The organism is Duganella sp. S19_KUP01_CR8 (assembly GCF_036688705.1).
Lineage (GTDB): Bacteria > Pseudomonadota > Gammaproteobacteria > Burkholderiales > Burkholderiaceae_D > Rugamonas.
This window is the reverse complement of record NZ_JAQQPR010000026.1, coordinates 55,818-70,012: the sequence shown is the minus strand read 5'-3', so window position 1 is coordinate 70,012 and position 14,195 is coordinate 55,818. Positions and strand designations below refer to the sequence as shown.

Annotated in this window: 8 protein-coding genes; 1 reads left to right on the top strand and 7 read right to left on the bottom strand. The window is 67.7% G+C overall.

Annotation, left to right across the window (positions count from 1 at the left end):
• Nucleotides 1–9: 9 nt before the first annotated feature.
• From V6M89_RS23245 to V6M89_RS23220, 6 genes are all read right to left on the bottom strand, one after another.
• Nucleotides 10–3,723 carry a response regulator gene (locus V6M89_RS23245; protein ID WP_332855414.1) on the bottom strand — a complete coding sequence of 1,238 codons (3,714 nt, stop codon included), beginning with the start codon at nucleotides 3,721–3,723 and terminating at the stop codon, nucleotides 10–12.
• A gap of 20 nt (nucleotides 3,724–3,743) precedes the next feature.
• A complete protein-coding gene (locus V6M89_RS23240; RefSeq protein WP_332855413.1) occupies nucleotides 3,744–5,525 on the bottom strand; it encodes a GAF domain-containing protein in 1,782 nt (593 codons plus the stop codon).
• A 155-nt stretch (nucleotides 5,526–5,680) separates the two neighbouring features.
• Complete coding sequence (locus V6M89_RS23235; protein ID WP_332855412.1) at nucleotides 5,681–6,676, bottom strand: ribonuclease T2 family protein; 996 nt, start codon at nucleotides 6,674–6,676, stop codon at nucleotides 5,681–5,683.
• Between the two features lie 35 nt (nucleotides 6,677–6,711).
• A complete protein-coding gene (locus V6M89_RS23230) occupies nucleotides 6,712–7,323 on the bottom strand; it encodes a response regulator transcription factor (RefSeq protein ID WP_332855411.1) in 612 nt (203 codons plus the stop codon).
• Nucleotides 7,320–8,432, bottom strand: a complete 1,113-nt coding sequence (locus V6M89_RS23225; RefSeq protein WP_332855410.1) for a sensor histidine kinase — start codon at nucleotides 8,430–8,432, stop codon at nucleotides 7,320–7,322. Before V6M89_RS23225 ends, V6M89_RS23230 begins: the two co-directional genes overlap by 4 nt.
• 16 nt (nucleotides 8,433–8,448) lie before the next feature.
• Entirely contained in the window at nucleotides 8,449–10,266 is a 1,818-nt protein-coding gene (locus V6M89_RS23220) for a CIA30 family protein (RefSeq protein ID WP_332855409.1), read from the bottom strand.
• 177 nt (nucleotides 10,267–10,443) lie between these two features.
• Here V6M89_RS23220 and torT point away from each other — a divergent pair, with 177 nt between their 5' ends.
• A complete protein-coding gene (torT, locus tag V6M89_RS23215; protein WP_332855408.1) occupies nucleotides 10,444–11,604 on the top strand; it encodes a TMAO reductase system periplasmic protein TorT in 1,161 nt (386 codons plus the stop codon).
• A gap of 14 nt (nucleotides 11,605–11,618) precedes the next feature.
• Here torT and V6M89_RS23210 read toward each other — a convergent pair whose 3' ends face one another.
• A complete protein-coding gene (locus tag V6M89_RS23210; protein ID WP_332855407.1) occupies nucleotides 11,619–14,183 on the bottom strand; it encodes an excinuclease ABC subunit UvrA in 2,565 nt (854 codons plus the stop codon).
• Nucleotides 14,184–14,195 lie beyond the last annotated feature (12 nt).

Below are 14,195 nucleotides of genomic sequence, written 5' to 3'. Positions count from 1 at the left end.
GCTGGGCTGCTAGCGGCTGGTCCAGACCCGCAGCAGCGACATCAGCTTGTCGGTGTCGATCGGCTTGGCCAGGTAGTCGCTGGCGCCGGCCTCCAGGCATTTCTGCTCGTCGCCCAGCATCACCTTGGCCGTCATCGCGATGATGGGCAAGGCGCCGAAACGGCGGTCGGCGCGGATCCGCCGCATCGCCTGGTAGCCGTCCATCTCCGGCATCATGATGTCCATCAGCACCACGTTGATGCCGGGATGTTCGTCGAGCCGCAGCAGCGCCTCTTGGCCGTTCTCGGCCTCCAGCACCAGCATGCCCTTCTCGGCCAGCAGGCTGGTGAGCGAGAAGATGTTGCGCATATCGTCGTCGACGATCAGCACGGTCTTACCGTCCAACATGGCCTCCTTGTCGATCGCGGCCCGTATCATGCGTTGCCGCGACGGTTCCATCTTGCTTTCGACCATGTGCAGGAACAGCGTCACCTCGTTCAGCAGGCGCTCCGGACTCTTGGCGCCCTTGATGATGATGCGCTCGGCGTAGCGCTGCAACTGGCGCTCCTGCTCGCGCGTCAGGTCGCGGCCGGAATGGATGATGACCGGGATACGGCGCGCCTGCTCCATGGCCTGGATATGCTCGAGCAGCTCGAAGCCGGACATGTCGGCCAGTCCCAGGTCGAGCACCATGCAATCGTAGCGGCCGGCCGCCAGCAGCGCCATCGCCTCGCGGCCGCTGGCGGCAACGGTCAGCATCACCTCGCGCTCGCCCAGCAGGGCCTTCAGGCTGGCCGCCTCGGCCGGGTTGTCCTCGACGATCAGCAACTGCTTGAGCGAATGGTCGAGTGCGCTTTCGACCGTGCCCAGCACCTCGTCCAGCTGGGCCGCGCTGACCGGCTTGGTGACCAGGCCGATCGCCCCCATCTCCATGGCGCGCTGGCGCTCCTCCAGGCAGGTGATGAAGTGGACCGGGATGTGACGCGTCTCCGCGCTGTCCTTCAGGCTGCGCATCACGCCCCAGCCGTCTATGCTCGGCAACATCACGTCGAGCAGGATGGCGCTGGGCAGGTAGTGCCGGGCCAGCGCGATGCCGCCGGCGCCATCGACCGCGACCAGGGCGGCGTAGCCGCGCTGGCGCACGAAGTCCATCAGGATGCCGGCGAAATTGCGGTCGTCCTCGACGATCAGGATGCAGCGCGCCTCCGGCTCCAGCGTGGCGCGGTCGTCGGCCAGCGCCTGGGGCGGCAGCGGCGCGGCGGCGGCCGGTGCGGACGGCGTCGGCGGCGGCATGTCCACGGCGGTTCCACCGTTCGCGGCGGCCGACGCCGCCAGCAGCGGCATGGCTGGCGGCGTGTCCCTGGCGGCTCCATCGGTCGCGGCGGCGGGCGCCGCCAGCGGCAGGCACAGAGTGAAGGTACTGCCCTGCCCCTCGACGCTGCTCAGGCCCAGGCTGCCACCCATCTTGCTCGCCAGCTGCAGCGAAATCGACAGGCCCAACCCTGTGCCGCCGTACTGGCGGCTGATCCCGCCGTCGGCTTGCTTGAACGCTTCGAAGATTAATTCCTGCTTGCCGACCGGCACCCCGATGCCGGTGTCGCCGACCGCCCAGCACAGCGCCGGCTGTCCCAGCGGGTTGGCGGCCGCGTCGGCCAGCGACACCCGCAACGCCACCTCGCCGCTGGGAGTGAACTTGATGGCGTTGGCGATCAGGTTCTTCAGAATCTGCGCGGTGCGCTGCACGTCGAGCGCCACACGCGGCGGCACGTCCGGCGCGATCTCGGTGTGGAAGCGCAGTCCCTTCTGCTCGGCCTGCAAATGAAACAGGTCCTGCATGTCCACGCACAGCTGGACCGGCTGCACCAGCTCGTAGCTGAATTCCACCTGGCCCGCCTCGACCTTGGACAGGTCAAGGATATCGTTGATCAGGTTGAGCAAGTCCTTGCCGGCGCCATTGATGGTGCCGGCGTACTCGACCTGTTTGGCGCTGAGCGTCTGGTCCTTGTTCTCCTTGAGCAGGCCCGACAGGATCAGCATGCTGTTCAGCGGCGTGCGCAGCTCGTGCGACATATTGGCCATGAACTCGCTCTTGTAGGCGCTGACCTTTTGCAGCTCCTCGGCCTTGCGCCACATATCGCGGCTGGCCTGCTCCAGCTCGGCATGCTTGAGGCGCAGCTGTTCGCGCTGGACTTCCAGCAAGTCGGCGCGTTCGGCCAGCTCCTCATTGGTTTGCTGTAGCTCTTCCTGCTGGACCCGCAGCTCCTCGGCCTGCTGCTCGGTCTCGGCCAGCAGCCCCTTGGTGCGCTGGCGCGATTGATTGACCTCGAAACCGACCGCCAGCGCCTCGCGCACCGATTCCAGCAAGTCCAGCTCGGCCGTACGGAAGGCGCGGAACGCCGCCAGCTCGATGGCGCCCACCAGATTGTCGCCGTGCAGCAGCGGCACCAGCATCAGGTTGCCGGGGTCGGCGTGGCCCAGCGCCGACCCCACCGGCAGATAGCCGGCCGGCACATTCTCCACCAACAGGATGCGGCGCTCGCGCACCGCCTGGCCCAGCAAGCCGTCGCCGCTGGCGATGCGCGCGCCCAGGTCGACGCCGGCCGGCAGCGCGTAGGCCGCCGCCAGGTGAAACTGCTGGCTCTGCTCGTCATGCAGGAACAAGGCGCCGACGCCGGCGCCGCTGCGCGTGGCCAGGTAGCGCAGGACTTTTTCGGCCAGCAAGCCGGTCTCCTGTTCGCCGCGCATCAGCGCATTGAGCTCGTTCTGCCCGCTCTTCAGCCAGTCGCGCGCCTGCTCCGCGTCGCGGCTGGCCCGCAGCGAAAGGCTCATCTTGCGCATCGCATAATCGAGCGCCAGCTGGGCCTCGCCGATGCTGAACACCGACTTGAGCAACTGCCCCACCTCGTCGGTGGAAATCGCGCGGGGGTCGATGTCGGGCAGCCTGGCCAGCGCGATCTCCCGCTCCAGGTTGCCACCGGCGATGGCCTCGACCGCCTCGACCTTCTCGGCGCTGCCGGCGTTCAGCGCGCTGGCCGCATCCAGCGCCGTCGCCAGCGGCAGCGCGATGCTGCGCTGGTAAAACAGCCGGATGAACACCGCCAGCAGCAGCAACATCAGCGCCAGCCCGGCCAGCACCTGGTAGACGATGGCCTGGCCGCTGGCCAGCTGCCGGCTCGAATCGACTTCCAGCACGCCGCGCACATCACCCAGCTTCCAGTTGGTGCGCGGGCTGCCGGGCAGGCTGTTGTGGCAATTGACGCAGGCCTGCGCCACCATCCGGTCCGCCATCGCCACCCGCACCACCGTCTTGCCGCCGACCGTCTCGACCCGGGTATAGACCTTCTCCGGACTGGCCTGCAGAAAATTCCACGCATCCTCGCCGAACTGGTCGACCACGCGGTCGCGCCGGTTGGGGAAGGGATAGGGGCTGTACAGGCGCAGGCTGGTGCCCGATTCCTTGAGCAGCGCGCTCAGGTCCAGGATCATGGTGGCCGGCAACGGCACGGTGTCGGGCCGCGCCAGATGGTCGAACGAAACCCGCAGCTGGCTGTTCGCCATCACCTTGGACACCACGTTGTCGGTGTAGTACTTGCGCAGCAATTGGAACTGCCGCACGGTTTCCTGGCCGGCCACGACGGCTTCCTGCTCGGCGTTGCGCTGTATGACCAGCGGCAGCAGGATCACCGCGGCCAGCGCACTGAGCAGCAACAGCGCGCCGATCGGCGCGAACAGTTTCCAGAACATGGACCGCGCAAGCAAGGATCTCACGTTGCAGTCCTCCCGCTAAGCACCAGGCGCATGCGCTGGCGCGACAGATTGGCGTCGAAGCCGACCGCGATGCTGTCGCGCGCCCGCTCAAGGAATTCCAGCTCGGCTTCGGTGAAGGCATGGAAGGCGCCGAGTTCCAGCACGCCGACCAGCGTGTCGCCGTGCAGCAGCGGCACGGCGCTGACGTTGCGCGGCGCCGCCGCGCCCAGGCCCGAGGCGATGCTCACGTAGTCCGGCGGCACCTCGTCGATGCAGATGCAGCAGCGTTCGAGCGCGGCCTGGCCGGCCAGGCCCTGGCCCAGCCGGAAGCGCTCGCCCAGCGCCTTCCTGCGGGTGTGGGCGTAGCTGGCGCACAAATACAGTTGCTGCGCGGCGGCGTCGTACAGATAAAAGGCGCCGACCTGAGCCTGCAACCTGTGCGCCAGGCACTGCAGCACCTGCTCGGCCATCGGTCCGGTCTCGTGCTCGCCGCGCATCAAGTCGCTCAACTCGTTCAGGCCCGACTTGAGCCAGTCGCGGGCGCTCTCGGCGGCGCTGTTGGCGCGCAGCGCCGCCGTCATCTGGCCGAACGCCAGGTCGAGCGAGCGCTGCACCTCGTTCAAGCGCAGCACCGAACGCAGCAGCTCGCCCACTTCATCGTGAGGAATCTCGTCGGGCGCGAACGCGGGCGCGGGCGCGGCGGCCGGCACCAGGTCCCGCGTCAGGTCGCCGCCGGCGATGGCCTGGGTGACGGCGATCTTGTCGGCCGCGCCGGCGGTCATGGCGCGCGCCAGTTCCAGCGCAACGCCCAGCGGCGCCGTCACCGAACGCACGATCCGCCATCCCAGCACCACGGCCAGCAGCGCCAGCAGCACAATCGCGCCCATCAGCATGTTGGCGATGCGGGTCAGGCGGCTGGCGCGCTGCATCAGCGACGCGCTCAGCTGGTCGAACATCAGCTCGCTCACGCGGTACTGGCCGTCGATGGTTTCGCTATACAGGCGGTAGTATTCCAGCGCGGGATAGCGCAGCTGCTCGGGCGCGATGATCTGTTCATGCGCCAGCTGCAGCACTTGCGCGCCGGCGTTGCGGCTGGCCTGGACCACCTCGGCCAGCGTGTCGCGCAGCGCCTCGTTGCCGGCCATCGCCAGCGACAAGTCATCATCGATGCTGTCGTAGTAGTCCAGCGCGCGGTCGGAGCGCGAACGGATCAGCATGCGCTGGGCCAGACTGACCGTCCGCTCGACCAGGATGCCGCTGCCGGCGCCACGCAACTGCCCCAGCATCTCGCGCAGGGCGGGCGCGCGCACCAGCGCCGCGTCGATCAGGAAATAGGTTTCCGCCTCGGGATCCCGGCGCAGCTTGAACAGGTCGGCGATCAGCAGTTCCAGCTTGAGCAGGCGCACGATCAGCTCCGTGTGCGCCTTGAAACTGGCCTCGGCCGACAGCGACTGCCGGGTGATGTCATTGCTGAGCGTAAACCAATCCTCGCGGATCAGCTGCCAGGCGACGTTGACGCTACGGTCGTCCAGGCGGTGGACCTGGCCCTCCACCGTGGCGACCGCCCGGTCGGCCTCGGCGTATTTGGCCTCCTGCTCCGGCCGGACATCCTGAAAACCATTCAGGCGCATCGCCTGCAGGCCCCGGTGCTGCTGCACCAGCTGCACCAGCCGCAACACCGTGCGCACCGGAGCGATGCCCTGCGCCTCGGTCTGGGTGATCAGGACCGACTTGTTCGATTCGAGGATAAACAATACCGTCGGCAGCGCCACCATGGCCGCCGCCAACAGTCCAAGCATGAAGAATTTTTGCCTCAGCAAGAGCCGATTCAGCAAGCCACTCATGTCCCGCCCCGTCACGGTTATTTCCGATTTATTATAGGGGTATTACCCTGCGCCAACGAACATATTTGGCGCAAGTGTGGCGGGGCCGGCGATTTATGCGTTGCAGTCCGCTAGTTCCTGCCGGCCGCCTCGACGTAGACCTCGTCGCCGCAGCCGATTTCGCGCGGGGCCGCTGCGGCGGCGTTGCCGATCAGCTGCGTCAGCTCGCCGCCGGTGCTGAAGTCCAGCGGCAGCGCCACCCGGATCTCCTGCAGGTATTTGTGCTGGGTGCACACCAGCGTGATGCTGGCCGCCACCTGGGCGCCGTAGCGCGCCTTGACCCGGTCGAAGAACTCGCCGACGCGGAAGCTCTTGCCGGCATTGTCCAGGACGATCTTGCCCACCTCCGAATCATTCACCACCCGCACCGCCGACACCGCCTTGATGAAATACTCGTCCGGCGGCAGCGCCTGGCACTTGCCGTGCTTGTTCCACTCATAGGCGCCGAAGGTGCGCTCGAAGTAGAAATTGGGCATCCACGGCGCCACCTTGTCTATGGTTTCCTTGGTCAGCGCGAACGGCGCGCCATCGCAGCTGCCGTAACGGGTGCCGCATTCCTTCTTGTTCGGCCACAGGCCATGCAGGCTCAGCGTTTTCGCTTCCAGCGCGCCGCTGTTCATGGCGTCGCACTCCGGCTTCTTGCCGTTGTAGGGCACGTGTTCGCAGAAACCGGGCTGCCAGGTGATCGCCAGCACATAGCTGTCCTGCTTGTTGGCGATGCTGCAGGATTCGCCGCCAGCATTGCCGCCCGCATTGCCACCGGACGGCGCCTTGGTCGCCTGCTCGGCCAGCGCCGGCGTGCCGCAGCTGCGCTGCACCCAGCGCAGCGACGGCTGGGCGCCGGGCACGTCCACCCGCAGCCAGTCGTATTCGACCTTGTTAATTTCGCGCACCGTGTAGTCGGTGCCGGCGGCGACCTTAACCTCGCCCGGATTGGTGCGCTTGGCGAAGGATGCAAACGCCTCGCAGGACTGGGTAGCGGTGAATTTACCGCTGGCCGATTCGCTGGCGCCGGCGTCGAGCGCGGCTACGGCCAGCAACAACAGGGCTGCGAGGTGACGATGCATGGGAACTCCGAAGTGGGGAAAGTCGCGCTATTCTATTACAGCCAGCCGGCATCGCGGGCCAGGCGGAACGCCTCGACCCGGTTGCCGGCGTCGAGCTTGCTGATCGCGTCCGACAGGTAGTTGCGCACCGTGCCTTCGGACAGATGGATCTGGCGCGCGATGTCGCCGCTGCTGCGGCCCTCGCCCGCCAGCCGCAGCACCTGCCGCTCGCGCTCGTTGAGCGGGTCTTCCCGGCCGCTCCAGCTTTCCAGCGCCAGCTCCGGCGCGATGGCGCGGCCGCCCGCGTGTACGGTGCGGATCGCCGCCGCCAGCGTTTCGGCCGGCGCATCCTTGAGCAGGTAGCCGCGCACGCCGGCGCCCAGCGCGCGGCGCAGATAGCCGCTGCGGGCGAAGGTGGTGACGATCATCACCCGCGTCGGCAGGCTGTGGCCGGCCAGCGCGGCGGCCAGTTCCAGCCCGGTCATCAGCGGCATCTCGATATCGGTCAGCAGGATGTCCGGCCGCAGCGCCAGGCACAGCGCCAGCGCCTCCTGGCCGTTGGCGGCCTTGCCCACCACGTCCAGGTCGCCCTCCAGTTTCAGCAACGCCGCCAGCGCGCCCAGCACCAGCGCCTGGTCTTCGGCGATCACCACTTTTATCATCGTCATGCGGCCACTCCCATCGGCAAACTCAATTCCAGCGCCAGGCCGCGATCGGCGCGCAGCGCCAACCGTCCGCCCAGCGCGGCCACGCGTTCTTTCATGCCGCTCAGGCCCGAACCGTGCACGATCGCGCCGCTTTCCAATGCGCGGCCATTGTCGCGCACCCGCAGCACCACCATGCCCGACTCCAGCGTCATCCTCACCTCGCAATGGGAGGCGCCGGCGTGGCGCAGGATGTTGGTCACCGCCTCGCGCAGCGCCAGCGACAGCACGTTCTCCAGCGCGGCCGGCAGCACGAACTGCTGTACCTGTTCGGTGAAGCCGACGTTGGCCGCCGCCAGGCTGGCGCGCGCCGTCGCCAGTTCGTGCGCGAAGCCGGTCTGGCGGATGCCCGTCACCGCCGAACGCACCTCGCCCAGGGCCTTGCGCGCGGTCTGCTCGATATCGCGGATCTCGCTGCGGCAGGCTTGCGGATCGCGTTCCAGCAGCTTGCCCGCCAGCTCGGCCTTCAAGGTGATCATCGACAGCGTATGGCCCAGCAGGTCGTGCAGGTCGCGCGAGATGCGTTCGCGTTCGGCGATGCGCGCCATATGGGCCACCTCCTCCTGCTTGCGCAGCAGCTGGTCGCGCGAGCGCCGCATGTTCTCTTCCATGATGCCGGCAAATCCGACCGGGCCACCGACGATCAGCGCCGGCACCAGGAAATTGATCTTCAGCGTGACGTAAGGCGTCATCAGGCAGGCGCACAGCAGCACCAGGAAGATCGCCAGGTAGGCATGGCTGCGGCGTTCGAAGCGCGAGCACATGGCGCTGGCGAAGATGAAGAAGGTGCTGGCGCCGGCATTGTGCGGCGCCCACAACACCCCCAGCAGCACCACGAACAGCAGCAGCGGCACCACCTGCAGATTGCAGCGCCAGAAGCTGGCGAAATACACCGGAAAGAACACCAGCACCGTCAGCACCAGCCACACCAGCTCCGCCGGACTGGGGCCGACGTAGGCATACTTCCACAGGATGAACAGCAGCGACCACGCCCACATATACGGTCCCTTGCCCATGGCCGGCGGCACCCAGGGCCGGCCCAGCATGCTCTTCAAACTGTGTAGTATCGCCACGTCCGTCCTTTGCCTGTTACTCGTTCACCAGCCGCACGTCGGCGATCTGGAACTGGTACTCGCCCACCTTCGGGCCAGCGTTGAACGCTATCATGGTCACCGCGCCAAAGTCTATGCCCTTGAAGCCATCGAACGGCAGCGCCACCTCTTTCCACTCGGCCGAGGCCTCGAAGCCCTGGTTGACCGGAATCTGAATGCCGCTCGACAGGATGCCGACGTTGTAGCGCTGGCCGTCGCCCTTGACGCGGAAGCGCAGCACCTTGGCGCCGCGCAGGTCGGCCGGCTGCATGATCTGCGCGCCGGGCATGAAGGCCAGGCCGGCCCACGGGTAGGCAAAGCCGGCTTGCACTTTGGCGTTCACCGCCAGCGGGCGCTGGCCGTCCTCTCCCTCCTTGGCGTCCTGCACCTTCAGCTCGACGCTGGATTTGCCGCCGGCGAATTGGTCGGTGGACGGCATCCAGCCTATGCCGATCGGGCTGGCCAGCTTATCGGCCGAGAACTGGCTGATGCGGCCACCGGCCGGCAGCGCCAGCGGCGGCTGCGTGCGCGGCGCCAGCTCCTGCGCTACTTTCTCCAGCTGGGCCTTGCGCAGCGGGCTGACGGCGTCGCCGTCCTTCCACACTTCGACGATGTGGTGCAGCGCGCCGATATCGCTGCCGGCGTCGCCCTGCACCAGCAGCAGGTTGGCCTTGTAGCCCTTGGCGATGCGGCCACGGTCGGCCAGCTTGAAGGCGCGCGCCGGCGCCGACGTGGCGGCGGCCAGCGCCTGCTGCGGCGTCAGGCCGGCCTGCACCAGCGAGCGCATTTCGTGCAGCACGCTGATGCCGTACTGGGTGCCGGAATTGCCGGCGTCGGTGCCGGCCAGCAGCGGCACGCCGGCCTTGCCCAGCGCCGCCACCACCTGGTTGGGCGCCGCCATCAGCGCGGCATTGACTTGCTGGCCGTAGGTGACTTTCAGCGGCGCGGCCTGCTCCTTGGTGAGCAAGGCGGCCAGGCCGGCGTCGCCGGTCACGTCGTCCTCACGCATGCCGACGATGCTCTCCAACACGCTCATGGTCGGGATGACGAAGGCGCGCTTCTGCTGCACCAGCTTGACGAAACCGGCCAGTTCCGCGTCGCTCAAACGCTCGCCGTTGAACAGGTGGGCCAGGCCGTCGGCGCCCGCTTCCAGCGCGGCGCGGGCGTCGGCCAGGTTGCTGACGTGGACCACCGCCAGCTTGCCGCGCAAATGGGTCGCGGCTATCACCGCCTTGACGGTCGGCAGGTCCAGCGTTGGCGTCGCATGGCCGGGACGACCCGGCTCCATCACGATCTTGATGAAATACGAGCCCTCGGCGATGCGGGCGTCGACGAAGGCCTGAGCTTCCTCGGGCCGCGTCAGCGTCGGTATCGCCATGCCATATTCAGTGCCGTGGCCGCCCGGCGCGGTGACCAGCGTGCCGGCCGAATACATGTCGGCCTGGGTGCGGTTGTCGTTGCTGCGCATTTTGGCGCTGATCTGCTGCATCGCCGCCACGCCGGTGAACATGTCGATCTGCGTGGTCACGCCAAACATCAGCGGCAGTTCGAAGTGGCGGTAGGCATGGACGTGGGCGTCGATCAGGCCGGGCAGCAGCGTGCGGCCGGCGCCGTCGACGATGTGCGCACCGGCCGGCGCGCCGCCACGGAAGTCGGCGTCGACGATCTTGTCGTCCTTGACCAGCACTGAACGTTTAGCGTGCATCCGCTCACCGTCGAACACACGGGCGTCGCGTATCAGCCAGGTGTCGGCCAGCGCCGGGATGGACAGGCCGAGGCCACAGGCAAACAGCATCTTCGAAAGTACAGGGTTCATTGAGGTCTCCGGGTTGGTATGACGACAGTGTGCCGCGATGGCGGCCGGCCGACCAGAAGCAAATGACACAACTTTGACATGACAAATGTCAGATCCCCCACCGCCCTGCCGATGCGGTTAGAATTGTACTAAACAAGTCACCAGCTTACATTCGCCGATACGGAAGAAAAACACCGCATGCTCAGTTTCTTCAATCATCGCTTACGAACATTGGCCTGTCTGGGTGCGCTGGGCGTGTGCATGGCGCCGGCCGCCGTTGCCGCGCCGGCGGCGCCGTCGGCCAAATTCGCGCCGGTGCCGGTGGTATCGATTTTCCGCCCGCTGCAAGCCAACGGTTCTGCCGACGACGCGCTGGCCAGCGGCCGCGTGGTGCCCGGCAGTTATGCGATGACTTCCAAGGCCAGCAAGCACTGGCGCATCGCCTTCCTGTTCCCGCACCTGAAAGACCCGTATTGGGCCGGATGCAGCTATGGCGTCATCAGCGAAGCGCGCCGGCTGGGCGTCGCGGTCGACATTCTGCCGGCCACCGGCTACGACGACCTGAAAGGCCAGTTGCAGCAGATGGACGTCGCCATCGCCGCCAAGTACGACGCCATCGTCATCTCGCCGATCGGCATGACGGCCAATAACCACTCGATCGCCAAGGCGCGCGCCGCCGGCATACCGGTGTTCGAACTGGCCAACGACAGCCGCAGCGACGACCTGGCGATCAAGGTCACCACCTCGCTGCGCGCCATGGGCATGGAAGCGACCCGCTGGATGGTGCGCGACGCCCAGCAGCGCGGCCTGAAGTCGATCAACATCGGCCTGCTGCCCGGCCCGATGGGCGCGGGCTGGGTCAAGGGAGAAGTGGACGGCACGCGGATCGCGGCGGCGGAAGCGAAGATCGCGGTCAACATCATCGACATCCGCTACGGCGACAGCGACCGCAAGGTGCAGACGCAGCTGGCCACGCAGATGCTGGCCAAGCACGGCGCCAAGCTAGATTACCTGCTGGGCTGCACCGGCTGCGCGCCGGCCGCGGTGCAGCCGGTCAAGGCGGCCGGCTTGACCGGCAAGCTGCGCGTGGTGGCCTACGACCTGACCGACGAAATCGCCCACATGATACGCAACGGCGACATCTACGCCGCCGCCGACACCAAGGGCGTGAGCCAGGCGCGGGTGGCGATCAACGCCGCCGTCAACCTGCTGGAGGGGCGCGGCAAGGATCTGCCGCACACCATCCTGATCAACCTCGGACTGGTCGACCAGCAGAACTTCACCAGCTATCCCTTCGATACCTCGATCGCGCCGGAAGGCTACAAGGTCGTGCTGTCCTACGACCCTGCCAAGAACTGACCAGGCCTGCCGCCTCAGTGGCGCCCCGCCTGCGCCAAGGCGCGCGCCAGGTAGGGCGCGGTGCGGCTATCCGCGCATGCCGCCACTGCGGACGGCGTGCCGGCGGCGACGATGCGGCCGCCTTCGTCGCCCGCACCCGGCCCGACGTCCACCACCCAGTCGCTGGCAACCAGCATTTGCACGTTGTGTTCCACCACGATCACCGTGTTGCCCGACGCGACCAGCCCACGCAGCTGTTGCAACAGTAAATCGATGTCGGCCGGATGCAGGCCGGTGGTCGGCTCGTCCAACACATACAGCGTGTCGCCGCGGCTGGCCCGCTGCAGTTCGGTCGCCAGCTTGATGCGCTGCGCCTCGCCGCCGGACAACTCGGTGGCGGGTTGGCCGATACGCAGATAGCCGAGGCCCACCGCGCGCAGCACCTCCAGCGCATGCCGCAGCGCCGGCACGTCTTCGAAGAATTCCCGGGCCGCGTCCACGGTCAGTGCCAATACATCGGCGATATTGTGGTCGCGGTAGCGCACCGCCAGCGTTTGCGGGTTGTAGCGCGTGCCGCCGCACTCGGGACAAGGCGTGTACACGCTGGGCAGGAACAGCAGCTCCACCATGACAAAGCCCTCGCCGGAACAATGCGCGCAGCGGCCCTTGGCGACGTTGAAGGAAAAGCGGCCGGCGTCGTAGTGCCGCGCACGCGCCGAGCGGGTGGCGGCGAACAGCTTGCGGACGTGGTCGAACAGGCCGGTGTAAGTGGCCAGATTCGAGCGCGGCGTGCGGCCTATCGGTTTCTGGTCGACCTGCACCAGCCGCTTGATGCCCACCATGCCGTCCGCCACCCGCCCCTGCAGCGCGCCCGGTTCGGCGTGCGCCAGCACATCGTCGGGCGCATCGGCCGGCTCGCGCGCGGGCTCGTGGCCCAGGCGCGCCTGCACCAGCTGCACCAAGGCCTGGCTGACCAGGCTGGACTTGCCGGAGCCGGAGACGCCGCTCACGCTGCTCAGCACCCCCAGCGGAAAGTCGGCGTCCAGCCCGGCCAGATTGTTGCGCACCACGCCGCGCAAGCGCAACCAGCCGCTCGCTGCGCGCACGGGCAGGTCCGACACCGGCGCCCTGCCGAACAGATAGTGCGCCGTGCGCGACTGCGCCACCGCCGCCAGCCCGTCCGGCGCGCCGCTGTACAGCACCTGGCCGCCGTGCTGGCCCGCACCGGGGCCGACGTCGACGATCCAGTCGGCATGGCGGATCACCTCCAGCGCATGCTCGACCACGAACAGCGAGTTGCCGGCCGCCTTCAGGCGGTCCAGCGCCCGCAACAGCGCTTCGGTATCGGCCGGATGCAGGCCGGCGGACGGCTCATCGAGCACATACACCACGCCGAACAGGCTGGATCGCACCTGCGTGGCCAGCCGCAGCCGCTGCAACTCCCCCGGCGACAGCGTCGGCGTGGCGCGCTCCAGGCTCAGGTAGCCCAGCCCCAGGTCGAGCAGCACCGCCAGCCGCGCCAGCAGATCGGCGGCGATGCGCTGGGTGACGATGGTCTTTTCCGGGTGGCGCTTGGCATCCCTGCGGGCGCCGCCCTTGCCGTCGGCATAGGGCTGCAGCAGTTGCGCCAGCCGCTGCAGCGACAGGCGTCCGATCTCGGTGATATCGTGGCCGGCAAAGCGCACCGCCAGCGCCTCCGCCCGCAGGCGCTTGCCCTGGCATAGCGGGCAATCCATGCCCACCAGGTACTGGGCCACGCGCTTTTTCATCAGCGCGCTTTCGGTGCCGGCGAAGGTCTGCAGCACGTACTTGCGCGCTCCCGTGAACGTGCCCTGGTAGCTGGGCGTTTCCTTGCGCTTGTGGGCGCGCCGCGCCTCGGCCGGCGTCAGCCCGGCATAGACCGGCACCGTCGGCTGCTCGTCGGTGAACAGGATCCACTCCCGCGTCTTCTTCGGCAACTCGCGCCATGGCGTATCGACATCGTAGCCCAGCGTGACCAGGATATCGCGCAGGTTCTGGCCGTGCCACGCGGTCGGCCAGGCCGCCACCGCCCGCTCGCGGATGGTCAGGCGGTCGTCCGGCACCATCGAGCGTTCGGTGGCTTCATAGATCCGGCCCAGTCCATGACATTGCGGGCAGGCGCCCTGCGGCGTATTGGGCGAAAACGATTCGGCGTACAGCAACGGTTGGCCGGCCGGATAGTCGCCGGCGCGCGAATACAGCATGCGCAGTGAGTTGGACAAGGTGGTGACGCTGCCAACCGAGGAGCGGGTGGTGGGCGTGCCGCGCTGCTGCTGCAACGCCACCGCCGGCGGCAGGCCGTCGATAGCGTCGACCTCGGGCACCGGCATCTGGTGGAACAAACGCCGCGCGTACGGCGAGACCGATTCCAGATAGCGCCGCTGGGCTTCGGCATACAGGGTGCCGAACGCCAGCGACGACTTGCCCGATCCGGACACGCCGGTGAACACCACCAGCGCATTGCGGGGAAGGTCGACATCGACGTTTTTCAGATTGTGTTCGCGCGCGCCCCGCACGCGCACGTAGCCTTCGTAATCGGTGGCAGGGTCGGCGCGGCCGCCTGTTCTGGAGCGTGGCATGGTGGATTCCGT

Coding starts and splice junctions, on each gene's coding strand:
- V6M89_RS23235 (WP_332855412.1), bottom strand. CDS start 6,676: ATGCATCGTCACCTCGCAGCCCTGTTGTTGCTGGCCGTAGCCGCGCTC.
- V6M89_RS23210 (WP_332855407.1), bottom strand. CDS start 14,183: ATGCCACGCTCCAGAACAGGCGGCCGCGCCGACCCTGCCACCGATTAC.
- V6M89_RS23220 (WP_332855409.1), bottom strand. CDS start 10,266: ATGAACCCTGTACTTTCGAAGATGCTGTTTGCCTGTGGCCTCGGCCTG.
- V6M89_RS23240 (WP_332855413.1), bottom strand. CDS start 5,525: ATGCTTGGACTGTTGGCGGCGGCCATGGTGGCGCTGCCGACGGTATTG.
- V6M89_RS23230 (WP_332855411.1), bottom strand. CDS start 7,323: ATGACGATGATAAAAGTGGTGATCGCCGAAGACCAGGCGCTGGTGCTG.
- torT (WP_332855408.1), top strand. CDS start 10,444: ATGCTCAGTTTCTTCAATCATCGCTTACGAACATTGGCCTGTCTGGGT.
- V6M89_RS23245 (WP_332855414.1), bottom strand. CDS start 3,723: ATGTTCTGGAAACTGTTCGCGCCGATCGGCGCGCTGTTGCTGCTCAGT.